The organism is Brevibacterium senegalense (assembly GCF_000285835.1).
GTDB classification, from domain to species: domain Bacteria; phylum Actinomycetota; class Actinomycetes; order Actinomycetales; family Brevibacteriaceae; genus Brevibacterium; species Brevibacterium senegalense.
Genome location: NZ_HE978603.1, coordinates 202346 through 227569, shown reverse-complemented (window position 1 = coordinate 227569; position 25224 = coordinate 202346). Strand labels below are relative to the sequence as shown.

Here is a 25224-nt window from a genome sequence, read left to right as displayed (position 1 = left end):
CGCACACGGTCACGCGAGGGAGAGGAACAGCTTCTCCAGCTCCTCCGGGCTCTCCGTGCTGTTCCCGTCGGGGTCCGTCATGCACTGACGCAGTGCGTGGGAGATGACGAGGAATCCGGCGCGGTCCAGCGCCTTCGAGACCGCGGACAGCTGCTGGACCACGTCGCGGCAGTGGGAGTCGTCGTCCACCGCGGCGATGACGGCCGTGAGCTGCCCCTGTGCGCGGCGCAGGCGGTTCAGCACCTTCCTCTTCGCCTCCGGGTCCGCGAACGGGGACTGGTCCACCAGTTCTTCCGCTCCTGTTCCTGTGTGCTCTGTCGTCATCGAGTGTCCTCCTCCGGCGTGGGGGGTCGAGTGATCCCGTCTCGCATTCACTATACCCGGCGGGGTATAGTGATCTCTAGATACCCCCGGGGGTATCTAGATGATTCGAGGACAGAGAGAGGAAGGACGTGCGATGTGCCGACCGGTGGGATGCCGCATCTGCGGGAAGACGACCTGGGCGGGGTGTGGTCAGCACGTGGCCCAGGTGAGGAGCACGGTGCCCCGTGCCCAGTGGTGCGGCGGGAATCACTCGCCTGCTGAGGTGGCGGAGGCGAAGGAGGCGCGCGGCGGCTTCGTCTCGCGCCTGTTCCGGCGATCGCCTGACAATCCGCGATGACAGTGGAAGTGGGCGGGCTCGGCAGACACACTGGGGAGTGGCGGGACGAGCAGGCGAATGCCAGGACCTCGACGATCACATGTGACAGCTGACGGCGCGGCCGCCTGTCCCATCCGAAGGAGTTGACCATGCTGTTGGAGCGCATCTACGACGAAGACCTCGCACAGGCGAGCTACCTCATCGGCTGTCAGGCGAGCGGCGAAGCGCTCGTCATCGATCCCCGGCGAGATCTGAGCGAGGTCCTGTCCCGCGCGCAGGCGCACGGCCTGCGGATCATGGCGGTGACGGAGACGCACATCCACGCCGACTACCTGGCCGGCACGCGCGAGCTCGCCGCGGCCACCGGCGCGACCGTCTACGTCTCCGACGAGGGTGGGCCGGACTGGACGTACGGGCCGGAGTTCGACGGCGCTGTCCGCATGAAGGACGGGCACCGCATCCGGATCGGCAATCTCACGGTCGAGGCGATGCACACCCCGGGGCACACGCCGGAGCACATGTCGCTGCTGGTGACCGACGGGCCGCAGGCGGCGGAGCCGGGCTATCTGTTCAGCGGTGACTTCGTGTTCGTGGGCGACCTGGGTCGCCCGGACCTGCTGGACGAGGCGGCCGGAGGGGTGGACACCCGCTTCGTGGGCGCCCAGCAGATGTACGCCAGCCTGCGGGATCGTTTCCTCGCGCTGCCGGACTACGTGCAGGTCCACCCTGCGCACGGTGCCGGGAGTGCGTGCGGGAAGGCCCTGGGTGCGATCCCGTCGACGACCGTCGGATACGAGCGCGCGTTCGCGTGGTGGTCCCACTACCTGCGGAACGACGATGAGCAGGGCTTCATCGACGAGCTGCTGGGCGGACAACCGGATGCGCACGCCTACTTCGGCCGCATGAAGAGGCAGAACAGGGAGGGGCCGGCAGTGCTGGGCACGCTGCCGGACCTCGTCGAGTACACCCCGGGCCGGCTGCGGCAGGAGCTCGAGGAGGATCGGGTGATCCTCGTCGACACGCGGCACAACAGTCTGGTCCACGAGGGCACGGTCGCCGGTTCCCTCAACATCCCCGGGGCGGCGAAGACCGCGAGCTTCGGGGCCTGGGCGTACGACCCGGAGTCGGAGACGCGGCCGGTGGTGCTGCTGGCGGAATCGGACGAGGACGCGCGGCGGATGCGCGATCACCTCGTGAGAGTGGGCATCGACGCGGTGCGCGGATGGATCGGCTCGCTCGACGGGCTGGACCTCGTGGTGCCGCGGCAGGTGTCGCCCACGGAGCTGAATGACGTCGACCACGTCATGCTCCTGGACGTGCGGAACAAGACGGAGTTCGCCTCCGGTCACGTGCCCGGTGCGCACCAGCTGTCCGGCGGCCGGGTGCTGTGGCACCTGGACGAGCTGCCGGAGCGCGGAACGATCGTGTCGTACTGCCAGAGCGGGGTCCGCAACAGCGTCGCTGCGAGCGCACTGCGCCGCGCCGGGTACGACGTCGCGGAGATGGAGGGGAGCTATCAGGGCTGGGTCTCCGTGCCCGGGAATGTGCCGGCTGTTCCTGCGGAGAGATGAGGCGGGTCGCCGCGGGCCCACCGGGTTCGCGGCGACCGATTCGTCCCGTCCGCGCACACGAGGGCGGCCGCCTCCCGGTGCTAGCCTGCAGTCATGTCGCAGATGAAGGTCAGCGTCGCCGCGTCCCTGCTGGGCGTCTCCGATGACACGATCCGCCGGTGGATCGACCGCGGGCGCCTGGCCGCGTCGGCCGATGGCTCTGGTCGTATTCTGGTCGACGGGACCTCGCTGGCGCAGCTTGCACGCGAAGATGCCGCGAATCAGCGGCTGGCCGCGCTGGACGAGGGTGCCGGGCGCCGGTCCGCCCGCAATCACCTCACGGGCCTCGTGACGAACGTCGTCTCCGACACGGTCATGAGCCAGGTCGAGCTGCAGTGCGGCCCGTTCCGCGTCGTCTCGCTCATCTCGACCGAGTCTGTGCAGGAGCTGGGGCTGGCGCCCGGCTCGATCGCGACGGCGGTCGTCAAGGCCACGAACGTGACCATCGAAGGCGCCTGAGGCCTCACTTCCCTCGGAGTCGAGGAGCCGTGCGCGGGCGCTGATCGTCGGTCGCCGCAGCCGTACTTCTGGTGCCGGTCGAGCGCGGTGACGGACCACACGCACCCCCGGGAACAATCCTGCCGTTCAATTGGTTAAAGTTTTCAGTAAATAGTTGAGAACTTGACGATCTGCCGGAGCGCGAACCCGCGAGGCCGGCGGCAGCCAGGAGGCAGCGATGGAATTCGGCATCTTCACGATCGGCGACGTCACGACGGATCCGACGAACGGCACGACCCCCACGGAGCACGAGCGCATCCAGGCGACGGTCACGATCGCCAAGCACGCGGAGGAGGCGGGCCTCGACGTCTTCGCGACCGGCCAGCACCACAACCCGCCGTTCGTGGCACCCGCGAACCCGCCCGTGCTGCTGGCGAACATCGCGGCGCAGACGGAGCGCATCCAGCTGTCGACCGCGACGACCCTCATCACGACGACGGATCCGGTCCGCATCGCCGAGGACTACTCGTACCTCCAGCACCTGGCGGGCGGGCGCGTCGACCTCACGATGGGTCGCGGCAACACCGGCCCCGTCTATCCGTGGTTCGGCAAGGACATCCGCCAGGGCATCCCGCTGGCGGTCGAGAACTACAACTTGCTCTACCGCCTGTGGCGCGAGAAGAACCTGGACTGGGAGGGCAACTTCCGCACGCCGCTCAACTCCTTCACCGTCACTCCGTGGCCGCTGGACGAGGTGCCCCCGTTCGTGTGGCACGGCTCGATCCGCAGCCCGGAGATCGCGGAGCAGGCGGCGTACTACGGCGACGGCTTCTTCCACAACAACATCTTCTGGCCCACCAGCCACACGGCGCGGATGGTCAACCTCTACCGCCAGCGCTACGAGTACTACGGCCACGGCCGCGCGGACCAGGCGTTCGTGGGTCTGGGCGGCCAGGTCTACATGCATAAGGACTCGCAGCAGGCGGTCCGTGAGTTCCGCCCCTACTTCGACAACGCGCCCGTCTACGGCCACGGCCCCAGCCTGGAGGACTTCACCGCGCAGACCCCGCTGACCGTGGGCTCGCCGCAGGAGGTCATCGAGCGCTACGCCGGGTTCCGCGAGTGGGCCGGCGACTACCAGCGCCAGATGTTCCTCATGGACCACGCGGGACTGCCGCTCAAGACGGTCCTGGAGCAGATCGACATCCTGGGCGAGGAGGTCGTGCCGGCGCTGCGCAAGGAGTTCGCCGCCAACCGCCCCGCGGACATCCCGGGCGCCCCCACCCACGAGTGGCTGGTCGCCCGCCACCGGGCCGGCAAGGACCCGGTCCCCGGCGGGGCCCCCGGCACCCGCGCGTACGCCGACCGCCTGGCCGCCCAGGAGGAGGCGCAGAAGAAGGCCGCCGCGCGGTCCTGATCGCCGGACGCACAGCCCGGGCGGTGGCCGCGGCACTCGCCGCCGTCACCGTCCCGGGCATCGGCACCGCCGCCCCTGCACCGCACTCGTTCGAAAGGAAGTCCCATGATCGAGATCGTCGCCGTCTCCACCGGCCTGAGCGAGGACTCCACCACCACCCGCCTCACGGAGCGGATGCTCGCCTCCGCGCAGACCGCGCTCGAGGCCGCGGGCGCCACTGTGAGCACCACGCACCTGAACGTCCGCCACCTGGCGAAGGCGCTCACGGAGCTGACCGTGTCCGGCCTCCCGGCGCCCCAGCTGGAGGAGGCGTTCGCGGCCGTCGCCCGCGCCTCGGCCGTCATCACGGTCGCACCCGTGTACAAGGGTGCGCCGGCGGGCATCCACACGCTGTTCTGGCAGCTGGTCGACGACGCGTCGCTGGCCGGCACTCCGGTGCTGCTGGGCGCGACCGGCGGGACGCCGCGCCACTCGCTGGCGATCGAGTCGACGATGCGGCCCATGATCTCCTACCTCAAGGGATACGCGCTGCCCACCGCCGTCTTCGCCGCCACGGACGACTGGGCCGGCGGTGCCCAGTCCGGTCTGGACGCCCGCATCCAGGCCGCGACCGACCAGCTCGCAGAGCTGACCCTGGCGCTCAACCCCGGTGCCGTCGCCGCCGGCACGGCAGAGGACACCCCCGCCGAGGCCCCGGCCGGCACTGCGGGGGAGTCACCCCGGGCGACCGGGACTCGGGGAGGCGAGGGGACCTCGGCGACGGAGGGGTATGACCGGACGATCCCGTACGCGGGACCGGCGGAGGAGTCCGGGAAGTCCGCGATCACGCCCTCCGGCATGGGGGAGCGGGCGCGGGCCCAGCGGGACCGCGACGAGTTCGACCCGGAGCAGATCACGCCTTTCGCGGATCTGCTGGGACAGTGACCGCTCCGCTGCTGCCCTGTGGGCAGACCGGCGGCGGCCTGGGACTGGGCCCGGGAGCGGACCTCCTTGGCGAGGCGCGGACGCTGGAGGTCTGGCGGACGTACCTGGAGACCTCGGAGCGGGTGATGGCCCGGCTGCAGGCGGGGCTCAAGGCGGACGCCGGCATGGACATGGCCGACTACAACCTGCTCATGGTGCTGGCGGAGGCGCCGGAGCGCACGCTCACGATGAGTGTGCTGGCGGACCGGATCGTGTTCTCCGTGCCCCGGCTCAGCTATCGGATCGGCGTGCTCGTGGAGCGCGGCTGGGTCGACAAGCTGCCGTGCGCGGAGGACAAGCGGGCGCACAACATCGTGCTGACGGAGGACGGTGCGCGAGCGCTCATGCGCGCCGGACGTGATCACCGGGAGCAGATCCGGGCGGTCTTCGACGACGTGCTGGACGAGGACGACATCGCGGCGCTGGAGACGGTCATGGAGAAGATGCGGGCTGCCGTCGACTCCTGACGGGCCGGGCAGCTCCGGGGCATGCCAGACTGGGCGCATGAGCGAAGAAGCACGCAGCGGCACCGAGGGTGCCCAGACACTCCCGGCAGGACTCGTCAAGACCGTCGCGTTCCCCACGCAGGAGCTGCGTGCGCACGTCGATGCGAAGATCGTCGACCATCAGCAGGGGCAGCTCGACTTCGTCGTGTGGTCCGCGGATGAGCAGTCACGCGGCCTCAACAAGGCGTCGATCGACGCCGTGATCCTCCCGTACCCGGATCACGGCCCCACCATCGAGAAGCTGGGCGAACTGCCCAACCTGAAGTTCGTGCAGATGCAGACCACCGGCTACGACGCCGTGATCGGCAAGGTGGGGCCGGAGGTGACGGTGGCGACGGCCTCGGGCGTGCATGCCGCGGCGACGGCGGAGCTGGCGGTGGCGCTGACGCTGGCGCGGCTGCGCGGCGTCGACGATGCTGCGCGCGACATGTCGCAGCAGCAGTGGAACCACCGGCAGCGGCCGTCGCTGGCCGACCGGAAGATCCTCATCGTGGGTGCGGGTGGGATCGGGAACGCGATCTTCGATCGCTTCGCGCCGTTCGAGGTCGAGCAGACGCGTGTCGCCACGAGTGCGCGCGACGACGACCGCGGGCACATCCACAGCATCGACGAACTGCCGGACCTGCTGCCGACGGCGGAGGTCGTCGTGCTCATCACGCCGCTGACGGAGCGGACGGACAAGCTGGTCGACAAGGAGTTCCTCGCGGCACTGCCGGATGGGGCACTGATCGTGAATGTGGCGCGCGGCGGAGTCGTGGACACGGACGCGCTGGTGGCGGAGCTGGAGACGGGGCGTCTGCAGGCCGCGCTGGACGTCGTCGATCCTGAGCCACTGCCGGCGGACCACCCGCTGTGGTCGACCCCGGGCACACTGCTGACTCCGCACGTGGGCGGCAACGCGTCCGCGTTCCATCCACGGATCGAGAACCTGCTGGTCGAGCAGCTGTACCGGCTGAGCGTGGGCAAGAAGCTGCTGAACGTGGTGGACGTGTCGGAGGACTGACATCCATAGGAGCATCGCCACCGCCGAACGGTCGGTGAGGGTGCTGGCTCGCCTGCGTTCAGGTTCCGGCAGAGGCGATCAACTGGGAGCGCAGTCTGAGCCGTAGGGGTTGTCCGCGCAGTCATCCTCGACTCGGTACTTGTGGTACCGGTACACGGTCATGGGCAGGCCGTCGCTCTCCACGGCGGCGCTGCCGTCGATGTCGTTCCAGCCGTCGCCGTAGTTGTACTCGCCGGTGTAGCCGGTTGTGAGGGTGACGGTGCGCTCGCCCTTCTCCGAGTAGGTGTGGGTGATCGTCCCCAGTTCAGGGCGGCGGGGCTCCGATCCGGGGGAGGGCGACGTTGTCGAGGTCCCGTCGCCGAAGTCCCAGTGGTACTCGATCGGTGTTGCGCGGACCCGCAGGGGGAAGCCCAGGAGCTCTGCGTCGAACTCCTTCACCCCTGCGTCCGCCCAGAACGCGGTGGGCTTGCCCGTGACGGTCCAGTCGACCGGCAGTGCGTACGGGTCCGAGGGCGGGATGGGGAACGACGCGAAATCGGACTCGCTGGGGACCGGGGGAGGGACGTACTCGCCGCCTCCGCCGTCGTCAGGCGGGGGAGCGTCGGGCAGGTCCGGAATGTAGCCGCACGGTCCGTCGTAGTCGCACTCAAGGCCGGGCGGAAGGTCGTCGAATGGGCCGCGCTCCGGAGGTGGCTGGTGGCCTCCACCTCCGCCACCGCCACCACCACCGCCTCCGCCGCCGCCGCCACCACCTCCGCCGCCGCGGTCACGGTCGCCGCCACCGCCGTCTCCGTGTCGGTCATTTCGGCATTCGACTGAGCCGCCCTCAAGCAGGGTGCAGTCAGGGGCGGATGAAGGGACGGACTGAGTTGCCGCCAGCGAGACAGAGAAACTCGCTCCGCTGAGTAGTAGCGCAATCATCGTGGCAGTTGCGGCGCCATTTCTAATCAGCGACAAGGTGAGCATGCCAAATCACAAGTTCTTGCATTCGTTCTCAGGCGCGTCGAATCGTAAGTTCTGGAGGGCGGGGGCTCCATCATCAAACTCGGCTTGAAGTTCAGCGAGCTGAGTCCTGTCCGCCGGCGGTGAGTCCCCGCTTTCGTCCAGGCCGGTAGTTGGATCCACAAGGCCCCAGTCCCGAAATTCCAGGCAGAATCCGTAGTAGCCAGAGTCGTTTGGAGTATGTTCCCAAACGGCCATCTCGGAGATCTCTACTTCACCGGCGAGTGACATTCCGCTTGCGTCTGCTTCGTCTTTCATTTCGACATAGGCGTCTCGCAAGCCTTCAGAGATCTTGTTCGCGTCTGCGAGTCGGTCGATTCCAATCGCGCCTTCGTCAGAAGTTGTCGATGAGTAGTAGATGTACTCGTCGATCGCTTGGAGGGTGTCCTCCACCTGTGCGGTCTCCTCATCGGTGAGCTCGACGTCGCTCGTGTAGGGCGGGAGGGTCGGGGCGTAGGACTGCTCCGAGGCGGGTGACGGCGCTCCTCCCGTGGGACCGACGGTCTCCTGTGCTCCGGGCTCGCCACCGCACGCTGTCAGAAGGAGAGCTGCGATCGCCAACGCAGCGACCGCGCTCGTCGCTCGCCATGCGCGCAGTCCGGTCTGTCGAGCGTGCCTCATCCCTCATCACCCCGTCAGCGTCGTCCCGACTCCCCCTCACACCACTCTCGCCACACTAAGAAGAGTTCGCAGCTGACGGAACAGCAGAGCTGGATCTGTGGATAACTCGGTGACTACTTCCGTCTGTGCCGCAGAAACAGACACATCGGATTCCTCGGTCCTCTGAGAGACCAGCGCCTGGTTCGACGGCCCGGTGCGTTCACCGGTGTTTCGAACCAGCCGCTGGTCCGTCGAGGGATGGGCGGCGGGCTGATCGGTCAGCGCGCCCTTCGACTATGCGCATACAAGCGTTTCGGTATTGCCGATCCGCCCGTCCCGCGCTTGATTCTGAGACGGTCCGCCTCGCGGAACGCCCGCGGAGGCCGCGTCAGACGGTGCCGCCGGTGAGCTCGTGCCCCGCGCCATCACCGCAGGTCACGACCCTCAACAACCCCATGCTCCCGCAGCCCTCACCCGCCCGGGTGACGCGACGACGGACCCGGGACCGGGGCCTCGGCAGCGCCACTGGGGTCCGCCATGCGGGCCGGGGGAAGACAGCTGAGACGGCAGTCCTAGGATGCGAGCATGAGCAGCGAAGACCCCCAGCCCACATCCTCCACCGCCGCGCAACCGGAGCCCGGCATCGACATCAAGCCCCGCTCTCGCGACGTCACCGACGGTATCGAACGGGCCGCCGCCCGCGGCATGCTCCGCGCCGTGGGCATGGGCGACGACGACTGGCAGAAGCCCCAGGTGGGCGTCGCCTCGTCGTGGAACGAGATCACCCCCTGCAACCTCTCCCTCCAGCGCCTGGCCGGCTTCGCCAAGGAAGGCGTCCACGCCGCCGGCGGCTACCCGCTGGAGTTCGGCACCATCTCCGTCTCCGACGGCATCTCGATGGGCCATGAGGGCATGCACTACTCGCTCGTCTCCCGCGAAGTCATCGCCGACTCCGTGGAGACCGTGTTCGGCGGTGAGCGCCTGGACGGCTCGGTGCTGCTGGCCGGCTGCGACAAGTCGATTCCCGGCATGCTCATGGCCGCGGCCCGCCTGGAGCTCTCCAGCGTCTTCCTCTACAACGGCTCGATCATGCCGGGCACCGCGAAGCTGTCCGACGGCACGGAGAAGGAAGTCACCCTCATCGACGCCTTCGAGGCCGTGGGCGCCTGCCGCGCCGGCACGATGACGGAGGCGGACGTCGACGCCATCGAGCGCGCAGTCTGCCCCGGCGAGGGAGCGTGCGGCGGCATGTACACCGCCAACACGATGGCTTCGGCCGCCGAGGCCATGGGAATGTCCCTGCCCGGCTCCGCCGCCCCGCCGGCTATCCACCGCAACCGCAACGTCTTCGCGCGCATGTCCGGCGACGCGGTCGTGAACCTCCTCAAGCGCGGCATCACGACGAAGGACATCATCACGAAGGAGTCGCTGGAGAACGCGATCGCTGTGACGATGGCATTCGGCGGATCCACGAACTCCGTCCTCCACCTCATGGCGATCGCCCACGAGGCCGGCGTCGAGCTGAGCCTGGACGACTTCAACCGGATCGGCGACCGCGTGCCCCACCTGGGCAACGTGAAGCCCTTCGGTGAGTACGTCATGAACGACGTCTTCAAGATCGGCGGCGTGCCCGTCGTCATGCGCGCCCTGCTGGACGCGGGCCTGCTGCACGGCGACTGCATGACCGTCACCGGCAAGACCGTCGCGGAGAACCTGGCGAAGATCAACCCGCCGGACCCGGACGGCAAGATCCTGCGCGCCCTCAACGACCCGATCCACCCCACCGGCGGTCTCACCGTCCTCAAGGGATCGCTGGCTCCGGGCGGTGCGGTCGTGAAGTCCGCCGGCTTCGATGCGGACGTCTTCGAGGGCACCGCGCGCGTCTTCGACCGCGAGCAGCCCGCCATGGACGCCGTGCTGAACGGCGAGCTCAAGAAGGGCGACGTCATCGTCATCCGTTACGAGGGTCCCAAGGGCGGCCCCGGCATGCGCGAGATGCTGGCGATCACCGGCGCCATCAAGGGTGCGGGCATCGGCAAGGACGTCCTGCTCATCACGGACGGCCGCTTCTCCGGCGGCTCGACCGGCCTGTGCATCGGCCACGTCGCACCCGAGGCCGTCGACGGCGGACCCATCGCCTTCGTCCGCGACGGCGACAAGATCACCATCGACATCGCCGCGCGCAGCATCGAGCTGCACGTGCCGGAGTCGGAGCTCGAGGAGCGCCGCAAGGACTGGACCGTCCCGGAGAACCCGCGCCTGCACGGAGTCCTGGGCAAGTACGCGAAGCTCGTGCAGTCCGCGTCCGTGGGAGCCATCACGGTCTGACGGGCGCCGGCGATCGTGCGGTCGCCCGGCACTCCAGCACGGCGCCACGACAGCGGGGGCTGCGAACCGAATGGTTCGCAGCCCCCGCTGTCGTCGAGTGTGCGCAGACGTCCCGTGTGACCGCCGTCTGCACCGTGGCCGGGGTCGTGGAGACTCGGACAGTGCTCAGTCCTCGTCGTCCTCGTCATCTGCCGCGTTGCGCTTCGCGCCGGCACGGGACGAGCGGGAGAGGGTGAAGACGCCGATCGTTCCGCCGATGAGACCGCCGACCACCAGCCCGATGGCCGTGGAGTTCCCCGTTCCGACGGTGCCCTGGATCCCCGCCTGCACCAGGGGCGATCCTGTGAGCATGTGGAATGACAGGGCGCCGATCCACGCGGCTGCCATCGCGAGGCCGGCCATGACCGACCAGTTCCTGCGACGGGCCGCGATCTTGGCGTAACTCTGAGTGGTGTCGAGTCCGCTGCTCTGGCAGTACCAGGTGTAGGCGACGCCGGGGATGACCGCAGCGGCGAGTACGACGCCGGACCACAGGCCCACACCGATGACGGCCAGGAGCACCCCCAGTGTCTGGATCGTGAAGATCGAGACGGTCATCGCGGTGGTTCCTGCACGCAGGATGATGTCTCGCTCGCGCTCGTCACCCATGGACGGGTCCTTGAGGCCGACGAGGCGGTCCGCGACAGTCGCGAAGCTGCGGCGCTCTCCACTGCTGTTCGTAGTCATGACGGCTCCTTGTCCAGGGGAAAGAGGTGTTCGACGGTGGAGTCCAGGCGCCGCGCGATGCGCAGTGCCAGGTAGACGCTGGGGGCGTAGTCGCCCTTCTCGATCGCGGCGATCGTCTGCCGGGTGACCCCGGCGTACCCGCCCAGCTGGCCCTGCGTGAGGCCGGCGGATCTGCGCAGCGCGCGGATGGGGGACTGGTCATCCGGCATGATCCCCACCCCTGAATGTCGACGATCCTTGACATTGCTATGTTAAGTCGACTTCACATAGCAATGTCAAGGATCTTGAACATCCGGGTGCGGTGAGAGCTGCGGCTCCCTGTCATCCCAGTGGGATGCGCCCCACCAGATCGTCCGGGTCCTGGGGCTCAGTGATCGACTGGCCAATGACCGCCTTCGCCGTGTCCACGGAGTCCCACACGTTCCACAGCAGCACGCCCCGCACGGTCCCGCCGTCCACGTAGTAGACGACGCCCGCGGAGCCGTCGTCGGTGAAGTCCTCGACCGTCGTGAGCGAGGAGTCGAGGATCCCCACCGCCTCGTACCCGTAGTCGAAGAGGTCCGACCAGAAGAACGGCGTGTAGTCGTAGCGGCGCAGCTCATCCGTTCCGATGCGCGACCGCACCATGTTCTGCGCGGCGATCGACCCCATCCGCTCCGCATTGTTCACGTGCTCCACGCGGCGCACGCCCAGGAGGTCATCCTCGTAGCGGGCGACATCGCCGGCCGCCCATACATCCGGCGCGCTGGTCGCCAGCGTGTCATCGACGACGATCCCGTCCTCCACGGTGATCCCCGCCTGCTGCGCCACCTGATCCTCCGGGGTGACGCCCACCCCCACGATCACGACATCCGCGACGTGCTCTGCGCCGGTCGTGTCCGTCACGACGACCGTATCGCCGTCCACCCGCGCGGCCTGCGCGCCGGTGCCGCCCACGATCGTCACCCCGCGAGCACGGAACTCCTCCGTGACCTCCTGCGCCAGGCGCTGGGGGAACATGTGGCCCTGGACGGTCTCGCCGCGCATCAGCAGCGTGACCGCCACGTCGTTCTGCGCGAGCGCGGCGGCGACCTCGGCGCCGATGTACCCGCCGCCCACGACGACCGCTCGGGAACCCGTCTGCGCCAACCCGCGCAGGCGCCGGTAGTCCGCCAGTGTCCGGTAGGTGAGGATGCGGTCGGACTCCGGCAGATCGAGCGTGCGCGGCTGCGCGCCGGTCGCCAGGAGCAGGCGGCCGTAGCCCACCGTCGACGTGTCCGACAGGGCCAGCGACTTCGCCTCCGTGTCGATCGCCGTCACGCTCACGCCCGTGACCAGGTCCGCCCGGGCCTCGTCGTCCAGCAGCCACCCGGAAGCAGGCTCCCCGCCCTGTGCTGCGTCTTCGTCGAGCCACAGGGTCTTCGACAGGTCCGGGCGGTAGAACGGGGCGTCGTCCTCACGGCCGATGACGAGGGTCGTCCCCTCTTCGTCGTGCCGCCGGATGGCCCGCGCGGCCGAGGCCCCGGCGACTCCTGCTCCCACGATCACGTAGTCGTATGCGTCCTGCATCGGGTCCACCTTCCGTCGGGTGCCGGTGTCGGTCTCTGGGGGTGGGTCAGCCGCGTGAGGCCTTCCACTGCTGGTGCAGTGCCTTCCGTCGCTCGTAGTCGGCCTTGAGTCGCGTGCGCGGGTCCATGCTGGCGGTCAGGCGCGGGGGTCCGATGACGTGGAGCAGCGTGTACTGGAAGCGGAAGAAGAACCGGTAGCCCAGGCCGAATCCGTCGTCACCGCGCGGCTTGGATGCGGGCACCACCTGCACGTCCGCGTCCGGGTCGTCGCCCAGGACCGCAGTGGGCTCCTCCGCCGGATCGCCCGGGCCCGCAGGCTCGAAGGGGTGCGGGTCGCGTGTGTCAGACATGGTGTCCTGCTCCTGAGGTCTCACGTGGTCGGATGCGGTCAGATGCGAGTCTCCCAGACCGGCGCATCGAGGACCATTCGTGCCCTAATTTTATCATGTGACTGCGAGCCGATCGCATGAACTCCAGCCCGCGGTGTAGCCTCATCAGGTGGAATCGGACAAGGATCTTCTGCGACTGGACGAACAGGTCTGCTTCGCCCTGTCCGTCGCCGCGCGCACCGTCGTGAGCATGTACGGTCCGCATCTGGCGCCCCTGGGGCTCACGCATCCGCAGTACCTCGTCCTGCTGACGCTGTGGGAGGAGGACGGTCGGCGCCAGGGTGACATCGCCCAGACCGTCCGGCTGGAGCCCGCGACGGTCTCGCCGCTGCTGGCCCGCCTGGAGCGTGCCGGGCTCATCACCCGTCATCCCGCTCCCGAGGACGTGCGCAGTCGGATCGTCCGCCTCACCGACGCGGGGCGCGCCCTGCGCGCAGACGCGGAGGGCATCCCGCACGCCATCCTGGAGGAGCTCCAGATGGACACGGACGAATTGGCCGACTTGCGCGACCGTCTCTTCGCGCTCGTCGCCCGCGTCGAACTCGACTCAGCGGAGGACTGCTGAAAGTCCTCCGCTGAGCCGGTCGGGTCGCGCGATCAGCCTGCCTCTGGATCGTCGCTGTCCTCCGCGAGGATCTCGTGGATGCGTCGCCGGGCCTCGTCGAGCACTGCGACGGCCCGTTCGACCTGGTCGGTCGTGCCGGAGGCGGTGACCTGCGCGACCGCCTGACCCAGGAGCGCACCCGCCTTGGGGACGGAGCCCAGGCGACCCAGGTCGGGGCCCGACGAGAACTCCCAGGGAGCGCGCCGACTGCTGTCCTGCAGGCGCTTCGCCTCCGTCCGGCCCTCGTCCGTGAGCGAATAGGTCTTCCGGCCGGCGTCCTCCTCGACGGTGAGCAGCCCCTCGTCGGCCAGGAGCTGGAGAGTCGGATAGACGGATCCGGCGCTGGGCTTCCACGCACCCTCGGACCGCTGCTCGATCTCCCGGATGATCTGGTAGCCGTGCATCGGCTCCTGGGCGAGGAGATGGATGACGGCCGCCCGGACGTCGCCTCGGTTGGCGCGGCGCCCGCCGTGGTGCCCGTGTCCTCTGCGTCCGGAGCCCGGTCCGCCGCGTCCGGGGCCGCCCCAGGTTCCGCCCCAAGGAGTGTCCCACGATCCGCCGCCCGGGCCGTTCGCCCCCGGCCAGCCGCCCCAGGCGCCGCGGATGCCGCCCAGCAGATCCCAGGGAGTGCTCACGGGGCGGACTTCGTCATCGCCCGGTCCGGGGGTGCCGCCGCCTCCGTAGCTGCGGGGGCCGTAGTCGTCGTCGTGCTGTGATGAAGGTCCATTCATGGTGTCCACATCCTCGAAGCGAGTGCTCTCGATGTATCGCCTGTCAGGCGATCAGGCGGAGAGCGGGCGGATGCCGCCCTCTCTCGATATATAACGATACATCTGCGACAGTCCGAACGATATGCCTCGAGGCTGTGGATCGGCTGCGCCGCGTCCCGAGTTCAGACCCGCGATTCCTCCCACGCGGCATGCAATCGTGCGAAGCGACCGCCGGCCTCGATGAGGACCGCGGGCGCGTCGTCCTCGACGATCCGGCCCCGGTCCAGGACCAGCACCCGATCCGCGATCTCCACGGTCGAGAGGCGGTGGGCGATGATGATCGCCGTCCGTCCCTCCAGCACCGTCGACAGCGCCTCCTGCACCAGTCGCTCCGACGGGATGTCCAGATGTGCCGTCGCCTCGTCGAGCACCAGCACGTCCGGGTCCGCCAGGAACGCGCGCGCGAAGCTCACCAGCTGCCGCTGCCCGGACGACAGCCGCCCGCCTCGCTTGCGCACATCCGTGTCATACCCGTCCGGCAGACGGGAGATGAACGGGGCCAGACCCACCGCCTCGGCGGCCGCGCGCATCTGTGCGTCCGTGGCCCCGGGCCGTCCCAGCCGGATGTTCTCCGCGATCGATCCGCCGAACAGGTAGGACTCCTGCGTCACCATGACCGCGGACTCGCGCAGCTCCGCATCCGCGAGCCGCCGCAGGTCCACCCCGTCGAGGGTCACGCGCCCGGCGGTGGGGTCGTAGAACCGGGTCAGCAGCTTCACGAGTGTCGACTTGCCGGCGCCCGTCTGCCCCACGACCGCGACCGTCTGGCCCGCCGGGATCGCAAGGTCGAAGCAGGGGAGCACTGTCTCGCCGTCCGCGTAGGAGAACTCGACGTCCGCGAACTCGATCGCCCGGCCGCCCCCGGCCCGCGGCGGCAGGTGGGTGGGGCTGGCGGGTTCGACGACCTCGGGAGCGGCGTCGAGGACGACGGTGACCTTCTCCAGCGCTGCGGACGCCGACTGGTACATCGTGATCGCCTGCACCAGAGAATCGAGTGGACCATAGAACCGTCGCACGTACAGCAGGAACGCGGTCAGCATCCCCACCTGCACGGTCTCCTGCATGACGAGCCAGCCGCCCACCAGCAGCACCGCCGCCGTCGACAGCGAGGCGATGAGCCGGGTGCTGGCCGCGAACCACGCGACGTTGAAGAGGCTGGAGGTGGTGGCGCGGCGGTACTCGTCGTCCTCGGCGTCGATGCGGTCGAGGTTGTGCGACTCGCGGCGGAACGACTGCACCGCACGGATGCCGCCCAGCGTCTCCACGATCTGCACGATGACCTTCGCGATCGCCGTGCGGGTCCGGCGCTGATTGCGCCGCTGCGCGCGATTCGAGGCGATCGACACCCACAGCAGCGGGATGAACCCCAGGAACACGACGATCGCCAGTCGCAGGTCCATGACCAGCAGCGTCACCGCGATCGCGCCCATCATCGACAGGCCCGCGACCAGCTCGACGAGCGATCCGGTCAGGAACGTCTGGATGTTCTCCATGTCCGACGTCTGCCGCGCGACCAGCCGGCCGGACGTCGACCGCTCGTGGTAGGCGATGCCCAACCGCTGCACGTGGTCGAAGAGCCGGCGGCGCAGCGCGACCATGAGGCGCTGCGCCAGCGTGCCCGTCATCCGCGTGCCCCAGAAGTCCAGCACGCCGATGAGCAGCGTGAGCAGCAGGAACAGGGTCATCGGGACGACGAGTGCGCGCATGTTCCCCGCGATCGCTGCGGGGATGCCGTGGTCCATCGCCTGCGCGATGAGCGCGGGGCCTGCCGCATTCGCGACCCCGAACGCCACCATGACCGCGATGACGATGACGTACCCGGTCCGCTCCGGCCGGACGAGGTCGAGCAGCAGCCGGCGGGCGCGCGCCGCGATGTCCGGCGGCAGTTCGTCCGGCTCGTGCGGACTGCGCGAGTCCTGCGCGTCCGTCGCCCCGCTCATGCGCTCACCCCCATGAGATCGCGGTACACCGCCGAGGTCGCCAGCAGCTCCTCGTGCCCGCCCACCGCGACGATCCGGCCGGCATCCATGACCGCGACGCGGTCCGCCAGGGCGGCCGTCGAGGGCCGGTGGGCGACGATGAGGGCCGTCGTCGTGTCGAGGACGGTGCGCAGCTGCTGCTGGACGCGGTCCTCGGTCTCCACATCGACGGCGGAGAGCGGATCGTCCAGCACGAGGAACGGCGGATGGCCGGCGACCGCGCGGGCCAGGGCGATGCGCTGTCGCTGTCCGCCGGACAGCGACAGGCCCTGCTCGCCCACCTCCGTGTCGAGGTCGTCCGGCAGCTCGGCCACGAAGTCCGCGGCCTGCGCGATCGTGAGCGCCTCGCGGATCCGCTCCTCGTCGATCGTGGCCGCCCCCTCGATCGCCTGCGTGCCCATTGCGACGTTCTCGCGGATCGAGGCGGAGAAGAGGATCGGCTCCTCGAACGCGACGCCCACGCGGGAGCGCAGGTCCGACAGGGTGAGCTTCCGCACATCCACTCCGTCGATGCGGACGGAGCCGCCGGTCACGTCGAAGAGGCGGGGGACCAGCGCCGCCAGTGCGGTCTTGCCGCTGCCGGTCGTGCCCACGAGCGCGACCGTCTCCGCCGGTTCGATCCGCAGCGTCGCACCGCGCAGCAAGGGCTCGTGCGCATCATCGTGCTGGAAGACGACGTCGTCGAACTCGAGGACGCCGGGCTGCGGCGCGGGGCGAGGTGCGGCGTCCGTCGCCTCCGCCGCGGCACCGACCGCGGGACGTCCGTCGCGGTCCGGGTCCGTGATCCGCGGCTCCTGATCCATGAGCTCCCAGTACCGGGCGGCGGCGGTCGCGGACATGAGGGCATCGCCCAGGAGGAACCCGAACATCTCGATGGGCATCCGCAGATACATCATGAGCGTGAGGGCTGCGACGGTCTGCCCCAGCGTGATCCAGCCGTCCACGACGCCCCACGCGCCCACGATCGCGAAGCCGACCATCGCCAGCTGCGGCAGGACCATGACCGCGCCGAACAGCCAGGCCTCGAGTCGGACCTTCGTGATCTCGTGGTCGCGCAGTCGGTCGACGATCGCGCGGAAGCGGGCCGTCGCCCACGGGCTGCGGCCGAACGCCAGGAGCACGCGGATGCCCTGCACGGACTCCTCGACGGATGTCGACACCTCGCCCATGACGTCCTGCGCGGCGCGCGAGGCGATCTTGTACCGCGACGAGAACCATGCGACCCCCACCATCGTGGGCAGCGCCACGACCAGCAGGATCACGACGAACACGGGGTGGATGAACGCGAGCATGATCGCGCCGATCGCGATGAGGAACGGCGTGATGACGATGAAGGGCAGGCCGAATGCCGCGAAGCGTCGCAGCATGCTCAGGTCGTTCGTCGCCCGCGACAGCATCTGCCCGGAGTCCCACGCATCGTGGTGCGCCACGTCGAGCCGCTGCAGGTGCGCGAACAGCCGGCGCCGCCACAGCACCTCCCACTCCGCCGTCATCGCCGCGGTGATCGTCCGGCGGATCAGCTGCGACGCCGCCTCAACGAGCCCCACGGCCGCGACCGCCGCCACCAACAGCGTGAGTCCCCTCAGGTCCCGTTGCGCGATGGGGCCGTCGACGGCGGCGCCGGTGAGGACCGGGACGAAGAAGCCCACGCCCGTGGAGACGAGCGCCAGCAGGATGCTCACGACGTAGCGCCAGACCCGGGGGCGGACGTCCGGTCAGAACCGCAGCAGATCGTGCATCGGTTCCTCAGCCCCGATCCGACGGGAGGGTCCGGGTCAGGCGGACCACGACCTCGGCGTGGGTGGTGTGCGGGAACATGTCGAGCAGGCGGGCCTCGACGATCCGGTACGAACCCATGACGTCCAGGTCCGAGGCCAGGGTCCGCGGGTTGCAGCTGGAGTAGACGACGTCCTCGATGCCCGAGTCCTCGATCCACTGCGCCAGGTCCCGGCCCAGCCCGCGGCGGGGCGGGTTGACGATGAGGACGTCCGGCGGCGCATCGGTGGTGAAGCCGGTCGCGAAGCCGGTGGCGTCCGCCGTGGCGAACTCTGCGGCGAGGCCCAGCTCGCGGGCGGTGCGGGTGGCGGACTCGACGGCCTGAGCGGAGGTCTCCACACCGATGACCCGACGAGAGCCCTCACCGAGCTGACGCGCGCAGTGCAGTGCGAAACCGCCCACCCCGCAGAACAGGTCCCACACGGTGAAGGGGGCGGGCGCTGATGAGGAGCCGGCGGTCGTGTCCGGTCGGGAGCCGGGGGCGGGCGCTGAGCCGGCCCGGGCCTCGGCGATCGTGTCCACCCAGGCCGCGACCTGCAGGTACAGCTGGGAAGCGACGATCGTGTTCGTCTGCAGGAACGACTGGGGCAGGACGCGCAGCGGCACCCGCCCCTGGACGACGGTGAGGGCGTCGTCGCCGGTGATCGGGACCTCGGTGGGGCCCTCGAGGACCGCGGCGTGGTCCGGCTGCAGGTTGGCGGTGACGACGCGGACCTCGAACCCGGCGGCGGCGACGGCGTCGGTCAGCAGCGCGATGTGCTCGGCCAGGCGGGGGACCGGGCGCTCCGTGCGGAGGACGAAGCGGACCATGACCTGGCCCGAGGGCGCCGCGGTCACGAGGACGTGCTTGAGCTCGCCGCGGCGGCGCGCCACGTCGTACGGGGCGACCTGGGCGCGGCGGATGAGCGCGGGCAGGGCCGTGAGCACCGCCCGGATCGGCGGGGGATAGAGGGGGCAGTCGGAGAGGTCGACGCCCCGGCCGTCCTCGTCGAGCAGGCCGAACGTGGGAGCCTCCGCGGTGCCGCCGGCGACCATCTTCGCCTTGTTGCGGAAGCCGGCCTCCGGGCTGCGGACGGGCGCCCGCCAGGGGGAGGGGGCGCGGGAGAGGTGGGGTGCGTCCTGGACCGGGACGGCCTGGGAGTCGGCGTCCTGGGGAGGGGCAGCCTGCGCGAACGGGGCCAGCAACTGTGACAGCTGCTCCTGCAGGTCGTCGATCCGGGTGCGCGTGCGGACCGGCAGCAGCGTGCACGAGCGGCAGCGGCCCGCATCGTAGTGGGCGCACGGCAGCGGCGGCGGATCGGACGGGATCCCGGTGGAGCCGATGGCCACCGGGGTGCGCGCGGGCGGGGGAGTGGGCATCGCGGTCAAGCCTACCGGGGCGGGAGGCGCCAGGGGAGGGCGCGGACGGCGCCTCGTCGACGGGCGCCCGCGTGCTCCCCGAGCGTCCAAACTCTGATGTCCTACTATCTCAGGCTGTGAGACCAATCGCTGTGCGATTCGATTCCGCGCCCGCCGCTGTGTACTGTCTCACCCATGAACGTCCTTCTCGTCGTCATTACCCAGCGCGCGGTGACCCCGTAGCTGTCGACTGACGACGTCCCGCGCGCCCTTTCCAGAACGGAAGGGCGTTTTTTTGTGCGAGGCACCCCGGGCGGGGAGCGGCGCACAGGCAGGGCGGGACATGAGGGCGTCGCTCCAGACGCCCATCAGGGAATCGATCACCGAAGGAGCCCATCGTGGCAGGCCCAGCACAGACGCAGACGACACGCGTCACACCACCCACCCCCAGTCCGGTGCCCTCCCCGGGTGGGGCCGCGCACCGCGGCTCCCGATCGCAGCCGGAGGTCATGACCGGCGCGCAGGCGGTCATCCGCACCCTCGAGCGGCTGGGCGTCGACACCGTCTTCGGCCTGCCGGGCGGCACCATCCTCCCCACGTACGACCCGCTGCTCGACTCGGAGCAGATCCAGCACGTCCTCGTCCGGCACGAGCAGGGCGCCGGTCACGCTGCGACCGGCTACGCCGCGGCCACCGGACGCGTGGGCGTCTGCATGGCGACCTCGGGCCCGGGCGCGACCAACCTCGTGACCCCGCTCATGGACGCGCAGATGGACTCCGTCCCGCTCCTGGCGATCACGGGGCAGCAGTCGTCCAAGCTCCTGGGCACGGATGCGTTCCAGGAGGCGGACATCGTCGGCATGACGATGCCCGCGACGAAGCACTCCTTCCTGGTGACTCAGGCCAAGGACATCCCGCACGCCATCCGCGCGGCGTACCACATCGCCAGCACCGGCCGCCCCGGGCCCGTCCTCGTCGACATCACGAAGGACGCCCAGCAGGCGGAGCTGGAGTTCGTGTGGGACGAGGAGCTGGACCTGCCCGGCTACCGTCCGGTCAACCGTCCGCACGCCAAGCAGATCCGTGAGGCCGCGTCCCTCATCGCGGAGTCGAAGCGCCCGGTCTTCTATGTGGGCGGCGGCGTGATCCGCTCGGGTGCCCACGAGGAGCTGCTGGCCCTGGCGGAGGCGACGCACATCCCCGTCACCACCACCCTCATGGCCCGCGGCGCGTTCCCCGACTCGCACGACCTGCACCTGGGCATGCCCGGCATGCACGGCACGGTCCCCGCCGTCGCCGCGATCCAGAAGGCGGACCTCCTCATCGCGGTGGGTTCCCGCTTCGACGACCGCGTCACCGGCGACCTCGCCTCCTTCGCCCCGCGGGCCCGCGTCATCCATGCGGACATCGACCCCGCGGAGATCGGCAAGAACCGCGTGGCGGACGTCCCGATCGTGGGCGACGCCGCCGAGGTCCTCGACGCCCTGCTGTCGGAGATGAAGCAGCACCACGCGCAGGCGCTGGAGGATCGGCGCCCCGAGTGGTGGACCCTGGCCGACGGCTGGCGGAAGAGCTACCCGCTGGGCTACGAGGCCAACGATGAGGGACTGTGCGATCCGCAGTACGTCATCCAGCGCATCTCCGCGCTCACCGGCCCGGAGGGCGTCTACGTCGCGGGCGTGGGCCAGCACCAGATGTGGGCCGCCCAGTTCGTCGAGTACGAGCGCCCCAACTCGTGGCTCAACTCCGGCGGCCTGGGCACGATGGGCTACTCCGTGCCGGCCGCGATGGGCGCGAAGGTGGGCGAGCCCGACCGTCAGGTGTGGGCGATCGACGGCGACGGCTGCTTCCAGATGACCAATCAGGAGCTGGCCACCTGCGTCATCAACAACATCCCCATCAAGGTCGCGATCATCAACAACTCGTCGCTGGGCATGGTCCGCCAGTGGCAGACGCTGTTCTACGACGGCCGCTACTCGCACTCCGACCTCAACACCGGTCACGAGTCCGTGCGGGTGCCGGACTTCGTGAAGCTCGCGGACGCCTACGGCTGCGAGGGCATCCGGGTCACCCGCAACGACGAGGTCGATGCCGCGGTCGCCCGGGCGCTGGAGATCAACGACCGTCCGGTCGTCATCGACTTCGTCGTCCCGGCGGACGCGATGGTGTGGCCCATGGTGGCCGCCGGCGTGAGCAACGACCAGATCCAGTACGCCCGCGACATCCGCCCGGACTTCTCCGGCGAGACCGAGGAAGGGGAAGAGGCATGAGCCGCCACACGCTGTCCGTCCTCGTCGAGGACAAGCCCGGTGTGCTGACCCGGTTCACGGGTCTCATCGCCCGTCGCGGGTTCAACATCCACTCCCTGGCCGTCGGCACGACCGAGGTCGAGGGACTGTCCCGCATCACAGTGGTCGTGGACGTCGCGGACACACCGCTGGAGCAGGTGACGAAGCAGCTCAACAAGCTGGTCAACGTCATCAAGATCGTGGAGCTGGAGCCGGAGACCTCGGTCCGCCGTGCTCACATGATCTTCAAGGTCCGCGCCGACGCCGTGACGAGGGTGCAGGTCGCCTCCGTCGTGGAGATGTTCGACGCGCAGATCGTCGACGTGGGACTCGACGCGGTGAGCGTCGAGGCGACCGGCGAGCAGGACAAGGTCGACGCGCTCCAGCGGGTGCTGGAGCCCTTCGGCATCAAGGAGATCGTGCAGTCCGGGATGATCGCGATCGGACGTGGGCCCAAGTCCATGACCGACCGCTCCGGACGCTGATTTCGAGACACCCTTTCGGGCTGAGACCGGCCCGTACTAGATTGGGACGCGGGCATTCGCATCCCACCATTCGAGAAGGAGAAACCCCATGGCAGCAGAGCGCTTCTACGACGATGACGCAGACCTGTCCGCACTGCAGGGCAAGAAGGTTGCCGTCATCGGCTACGGCTCGCAGGGCCACGCGCACTCGCTCAGCCTCCGCGACTCCGGAGTCGAGGTTCGGATCGGGCTCAAGGAGGGTTCGAAGAGCCGCGACAAGGCCGAGGCCGAGGGCCTGACCGTCGGCACCCCCGCCGAGGTCGCCGAGTGGGCCGACGTCATCACGATCGCCGCTCCGGACCAGGTCCAGGCGCAGATCTTCAACGAGTCCGTCAAGGACAACCTGACCGCGGGCAAGACCCTCGTCTTCATCCACGGCTTCAACATCCGCTTCGGCTACATCCAGGCGCCCGAGGGCGTCGACGTCGTCATGGTCGCCCCCAAGGGCCCCGGCCACGTGGTCCGCCGCGAGTTCGTCGACGGCCGCGGTGTGCCGGTCCTCGTCGCTGTCGAGGTCGACGCCTCCGGCAGCGCCTGGACGACCGCCCTCGCCTACGCGAAGGCCATCGGCGGACTGCGCGCCGGCGGCATCAAGACGACCTTCACGGAGGAGACGGAGACGGACCTGTTCGGCGAGCAGTCCGTCCTGTGCGGCGGTGCCTCGCACCTCGTCCAGTACGGCTTCGAGGTCCTCACGGAGGCCGGCTACCAGCCGGAGATCGCCTACTTCGAGGTCCTGCACGAGCTCAAGCTCATCGTCGACCTCATGGTCGAGGGCGGCATCGCGAAGCAGCGCTGGTCGTGCTCCGACACGGCCGAGTACGGCGACTACGTCTCCGGCCCCCGCGTCATCACGCCGGAGGTCAAGGAGAACATGAAGGCCGTCCTGGCGGACATCCAGAACGGCTCGTTCGCTCAGCGCTTCATGGACGACCAGGCCGCCGGCGCTCCGGAGTTCAAGGAGCTGCGCGCCAAGGAGGAGCAGCACCCCATCGAGGCCACCGGCCGCGAGCTGCGCCAGATGTTCGCGTGGCTCAAGGACTCCGAGGACGACTACGTCGAGGGCACCGCGGCGCGCTGATCCCCCCGTGTCCCATCCCTGACACGGATCGACGAGCCGAGCGCCCCGCACCCACCGGTGCGGGGCGCTCCGCGTCCGGCGGCGTGTGACCCACCGCGCGTCGCGACGGTGCTATACCCTGGTCGGGTGACCGAATACCGCTTCGAGACATTTGAACCGGCTCTGGAGGACGGCGCCCCCGACCAGCGCACGACGGCGTACATGCAGGCGGTGCGCGCCGGCTTCCACGACAAGCGCGTCGAGGGGGAGAAGCTCCTCAAGCGCACACAGCGGGCGATCGCGGATGAGCGCGTCTTCACCGCTGTCTATGCGGACAGCGCACCTGCCCTCGCCCTGGACCCCACGATCCCCGTCGCCACGTTCGCCCACTTCGAGAAGACGATGAACGTGGGAGGGGGAGTCCTGGTGCCGGCCCACCTCATCACGTGGGTGACGGTACGACCCACCCACCGCCGGCGCGGTCTGCTGCGCAGCATGATGACCGCGAACCTGGCGAAGGCCGCCGAGGCCGGCTACCCGTTCGCGGCGCTCACCGTGACTGAGGGCAGCATCTACCGCCGCTTCGGCTTCGGTGCGGCCACCTGGTACAACGAGGTCGAGGTCGACACCCGCGCGGGCTTCGCGATGGCCGTCGAGCCCGACCGGCGCGTCGAGATGGTCGACCCGCACGTCCTGCGCGACCTGGGCCCGCAGCTCTACGAGCGCTTCCAGCACAAGTCCCCGGGCGCCACCGGACGTCAGCGCGTCCTCGTCGATGTGGCCTCGGGCGACCTCAACCTCACGACGGACGAGGCGGACCCCTCCACCCGGGCCGCCCTCCACTACGACGAGCACGGCGAGCCGGACGGCTACGTGAGCTACCGCTTCGCGGGCTGGGACGTCGCCCCGGCAACTCTCGAGGTGCTCGACTTCGTCGCCGCATCCGATGCCGCCTACGCCTCGCTGTGGGCGTTCCTGGGGGCCGTCGACCTGGTCGAGCGCGTCCGCTTCGGCTACTCTGCGCAGGAGTCGCCGCTGCCGTGGCTGCTGACCGACCCGCGGCGGGTGAAGATCACCGGACAGAGCGACGGCATGTGGCTGCGGATCCTCGACGTCGTCGACGCACTCGAGGCGCGTCCGTACTCCGTCGCCGGTGAGCTGACGCTGGCGGTCCGCGACGACATGGACCATGCCGAGGGCGTCTACCGACTCCGCTCGGACGGCAGGGCCGGCACTGTTGAGCGCATCGCTGACTCCTCCGACTCTCCGGAGGGCCGCGCGGCGGACCTGCGCATGGGTGTGCCGGAGCTGGGCTCCCTGTACCTGGGCGGTGCGGACCCCGTCGTCCTCGCCCGCGCAGGCCGGATCACGAAGGCCTCCGATGAGGCCGCCGTGAGGGCCCGCGGACTGCTGGCCCTGGAGCGGGCGCCGTACGCGCCGAACGACTTCTGAGGAGTGGACTCATGCCACTCCTCAGTTCGACGACCAGCGCCCGCTGCATCCGCTCGTGGCCGCTCCTGCAGCGCGGCGACGAGACGCACACCCCAGCCTGCGCGCACGCGCACCGTCCCGCGACGGACGGCTGTGATGCTCCTCTCATCGCGTTCGACCGGATGTGTCGCACCGGAGTCCACGGGGCCTCGGACGCCGGTGATCTCGCACCCAACCCCGCCAGCTGCGCCCGGAGGTGCCGTCGCCCGCGCGGGTGACGGATTG

General features: G+C 69.7%; 24 protein-coding genes. 13 read left to right on the top strand and 11 right to left on the bottom strand.

Annotated features, from left to right (window positions below):
• Positions 1–9: 9 nt before the first annotated feature.
• Positions 10–324 (bottom strand): metal-sensitive transcriptional regulator, encoded by a 315-nt coding sequence (locus HGBR_RS08765; RefSeq protein ID WP_083882813.1) that lies wholly within the window; start codon positions 322–324, stop codon positions 10–12.
• A 465-nt stretch (positions 325–789) separates the two neighbouring features.
• On the opposite strand from HGBR_RS08765, the gene HGBR_RS17215 reads away from it, so the two are divergent.
• From HGBR_RS17215 to HGBR_RS08735, 6 genes are all read left to right on the top strand, one after another.
• Entirely contained in the window at positions 790–2211 is a 1422-nt protein-coding gene (locus tag HGBR_RS17215; protein ID WP_019158963.1) for an MBL fold metallo-hydrolase, read from the top strand.
• A gap of 93 nt (positions 2212–2304) precedes the next feature.
• Positions 2305–2709: a TOBE domain-containing protein gene (locus HGBR_RS08755; RefSeq protein WP_019158962.1), complete on the top strand. Its 405-nt coding sequence runs from the start codon at positions 2305–2307 to the stop codon at positions 2707–2709.
• Between the two features lie 217 nt (positions 2710–2926).
• On the top strand, positions 2927–4105 hold the full coding sequence (locus HGBR_RS08750; protein ID WP_019158961.1) for an LLM class flavin-dependent oxidoreductase: 1179 nt from the start codon (positions 2927–2929) through the stop codon (positions 4103–4105).
• Positions 4106–4210: 105 nt separating this feature from the next.
• Positions 4211–5029 (top strand): CE1759 family FMN reductase, encoded by an 819-nt coding sequence (locus tag HGBR_RS08745; protein ID WP_019158960.1) that lies wholly within the window; start codon positions 4211–4213, stop codon positions 5027–5029.
• Entirely contained in the window at positions 5026–5535 is a 510-nt protein-coding gene (locus HGBR_RS08740) for a MarR family winged helix-turn-helix transcriptional regulator (RefSeq protein ID WP_019158959.1), read from the top strand. The genes HGBR_RS08745 and HGBR_RS08740 overlap by 4 nt, the downstream gene beginning before the upstream one ends.
• A 37-nt stretch (positions 5536–5572) precedes the next feature.
• Positions 5573–6577 (top strand): 2-hydroxyacid dehydrogenase, encoded by a 1005-nt coding sequence (locus HGBR_RS08735; protein WP_019158958.1) that lies wholly within the window; start codon positions 5573–5575, stop codon positions 6575–6577.
• Between the two features lie 78 nt (positions 6578–6655).
• Here HGBR_RS08735 and HGBR_RS20210 read toward each other — a convergent pair whose 3' ends face one another.
• A complete protein-coding gene (locus tag HGBR_RS20210; RefSeq protein WP_019158957.1) occupies positions 6656–7015 on the bottom strand; it encodes a PKD domain-containing protein in 360 nt (119 codons plus the stop codon).
• Between the two features lie 258 nt (positions 7016–7273).
• Here HGBR_RS20210 and HGBR_RS21020 point away from each other — a divergent pair, with 258 nt between their 5' ends.
• Positions 7274–7396 carry a hypothetical protein gene (locus tag HGBR_RS21020; RefSeq protein ID WP_019158956.1) on the top strand — a complete coding sequence of 41 codons (123 nt, stop codon included), beginning with the start codon at positions 7274–7276 and terminating at the stop codon, positions 7394–7396.
• Positions 7397–7549: 153 nt separating this feature from the next.
• Here HGBR_RS21020 and HGBR_RS19880 read toward each other — a convergent pair whose 3' ends face one another.
• The gene (locus HGBR_RS19880) at positions 7550–7972 is read right to left on the bottom strand and encodes a hypothetical protein (protein WP_147522399.1); all 423 of its coding nucleotides are present in this window, start codon (positions 7970–7972) and stop codon (positions 7550–7552) included.
• A gap of 792 nt (positions 7973–8764) precedes the next feature.
• On the opposite strand from HGBR_RS19880, the gene ilvD reads away from it, so the two are divergent.
• Positions 8765–10507: a dihydroxy-acid dehydratase gene (ilvD, locus tag HGBR_RS08720; RefSeq protein ID WP_019158954.1), complete on the top strand. Its 1743-nt coding sequence runs from the start codon at positions 8765–8767 to the stop codon at positions 10505–10507.
• A gap of 165 nt (positions 10508–10672) precedes the next feature.
• On the opposite strand, the gene HGBR_RS08715 is transcribed toward ilvD, so the two are convergent.
• From HGBR_RS08715 to HGBR_RS20370, 4 genes are all read right to left on the bottom strand, one after another.
• Complete coding sequence (locus tag HGBR_RS08715) at positions 10673–11233, bottom strand: hypothetical protein (protein WP_019158953.1); 561 nt, start codon at positions 11231–11233, stop codon at positions 10673–10675.
• A complete protein-coding gene (locus HGBR_RS08710; protein WP_026077456.1) occupies positions 11230–11442 on the bottom strand; it encodes a helix-turn-helix transcriptional regulator in 213 nt (70 codons plus the stop codon). The genes HGBR_RS08715 and HGBR_RS08710 overlap by 4 nt, the downstream gene beginning before the upstream one ends.
• A gap of 112 nt (positions 11443–11554) precedes the next feature.
• Positions 11555–12781 carry an NAD(P)/FAD-dependent oxidoreductase gene (locus HGBR_RS08705; RefSeq protein ID WP_019158951.1) on the bottom strand — a complete coding sequence of 409 codons (1227 nt, stop codon included), beginning with the start codon at positions 12779–12781 and terminating at the stop codon, positions 11555–11557.
• A gap of 46 nt (positions 12782–12827) precedes the next feature.
• Positions 12828–13130 (bottom strand): hypothetical protein, encoded by a 303-nt coding sequence (locus HGBR_RS20370; RefSeq protein ID WP_019158950.1) that lies wholly within the window; start codon positions 13128–13130, stop codon positions 12828–12830.
• Positions 13131–13278: 148 nt separating this feature from the next.
• Here HGBR_RS20370 and HGBR_RS08695 point away from each other — a divergent pair, with 148 nt between their 5' ends.
• On the top strand, positions 13279–13734 hold the full coding sequence (locus HGBR_RS08695) for a MarR family winged helix-turn-helix transcriptional regulator (RefSeq protein ID WP_019158949.1): 456 nt from the start codon (positions 13279–13281) through the stop codon (positions 13732–13734).
• A 32-nt stretch (positions 13735–13766) separates the two neighbouring features.
• Here the strand turns inward: HGBR_RS08695 and HGBR_RS19470 are convergent, their stop codons facing one another.
• From HGBR_RS19470 to HGBR_RS08675, 4 genes are all read right to left on the bottom strand, one after another.
• A complete protein-coding gene (locus HGBR_RS19470; protein WP_245533315.1) occupies positions 13767–14378 on the bottom strand; it encodes a PadR family transcriptional regulator in 612 nt (203 codons plus the stop codon).
• A gap of 287 nt (positions 14379–14665) precedes the next feature.
• The gene (locus tag HGBR_RS08685) at positions 14666–16483 is read right to left on the bottom strand and encodes an ABC transporter ATP-binding protein (protein ID WP_019158947.1); all 1818 of its coding nucleotides are present in this window, start codon (positions 16481–16483) and stop codon (positions 14666–14668) included.
• Entirely contained in the window at positions 16480–18204 is a 1725-nt protein-coding gene (locus tag HGBR_RS17195; protein WP_019158946.1) for an ABC transporter ATP-binding protein, read from the bottom strand. The genes HGBR_RS08685 and HGBR_RS17195 overlap by 4 nt, the downstream gene beginning before the upstream one ends.
• Before the next feature lie 64 nt (positions 18205–18268).
• Positions 18269–19657, bottom strand: a complete 1389-nt coding sequence (locus HGBR_RS08675) for a methyltransferase domain-containing protein (protein ID WP_019158945.1) — start codon at positions 19655–19657, stop codon at positions 18269–18271.
• Between the two features lie 374 nt (positions 19658–20031).
• On the opposite strand from HGBR_RS08675, the gene HGBR_RS08670 reads away from it, so the two are divergent.
• The 4 genes from HGBR_RS08670 (at position 20032) to HGBR_RS08655 (ending at position 24960) form a co-directional block, all read left to right on the top strand.
• Positions 20032–21906, top strand: coding sequence for an acetolactate synthase large subunit (locus HGBR_RS08670; RefSeq protein ID WP_051013369.1), 1875 nt, complete (start codon positions 20032–20034; stop codon positions 21904–21906).
• Positions 21903–22409: an acetolactate synthase small subunit gene (gene ilvN / locus HGBR_RS08665; RefSeq protein WP_019158943.1), complete on the top strand. Its 507-nt coding sequence runs from the start codon at positions 21903–21905 to the stop codon at positions 22407–22409. Before HGBR_RS08670 ends, ilvN begins: the two co-directional genes overlap by 4 nt.
• 40 nt (positions 22410–22449) lie before the next feature.
• A complete protein-coding gene (gene ilvC, locus HGBR_RS08660; protein ID WP_261795167.1) occupies positions 22450–23529 on the top strand; it encodes a ketol-acid reductoisomerase in 1080 nt (359 codons plus the stop codon).
• Between the two features lie 126 nt (positions 23530–23655).
• Positions 23656–24960: a GNAT family N-acetyltransferase gene (locus tag HGBR_RS08655; RefSeq protein ID WP_019158941.1), complete on the top strand. Its 1305-nt coding sequence runs from the start codon at positions 23656–23658 to the stop codon at positions 24958–24960.
• The last annotated feature ends 264 nt before the right edge of the window (positions 24961–25224 follow it).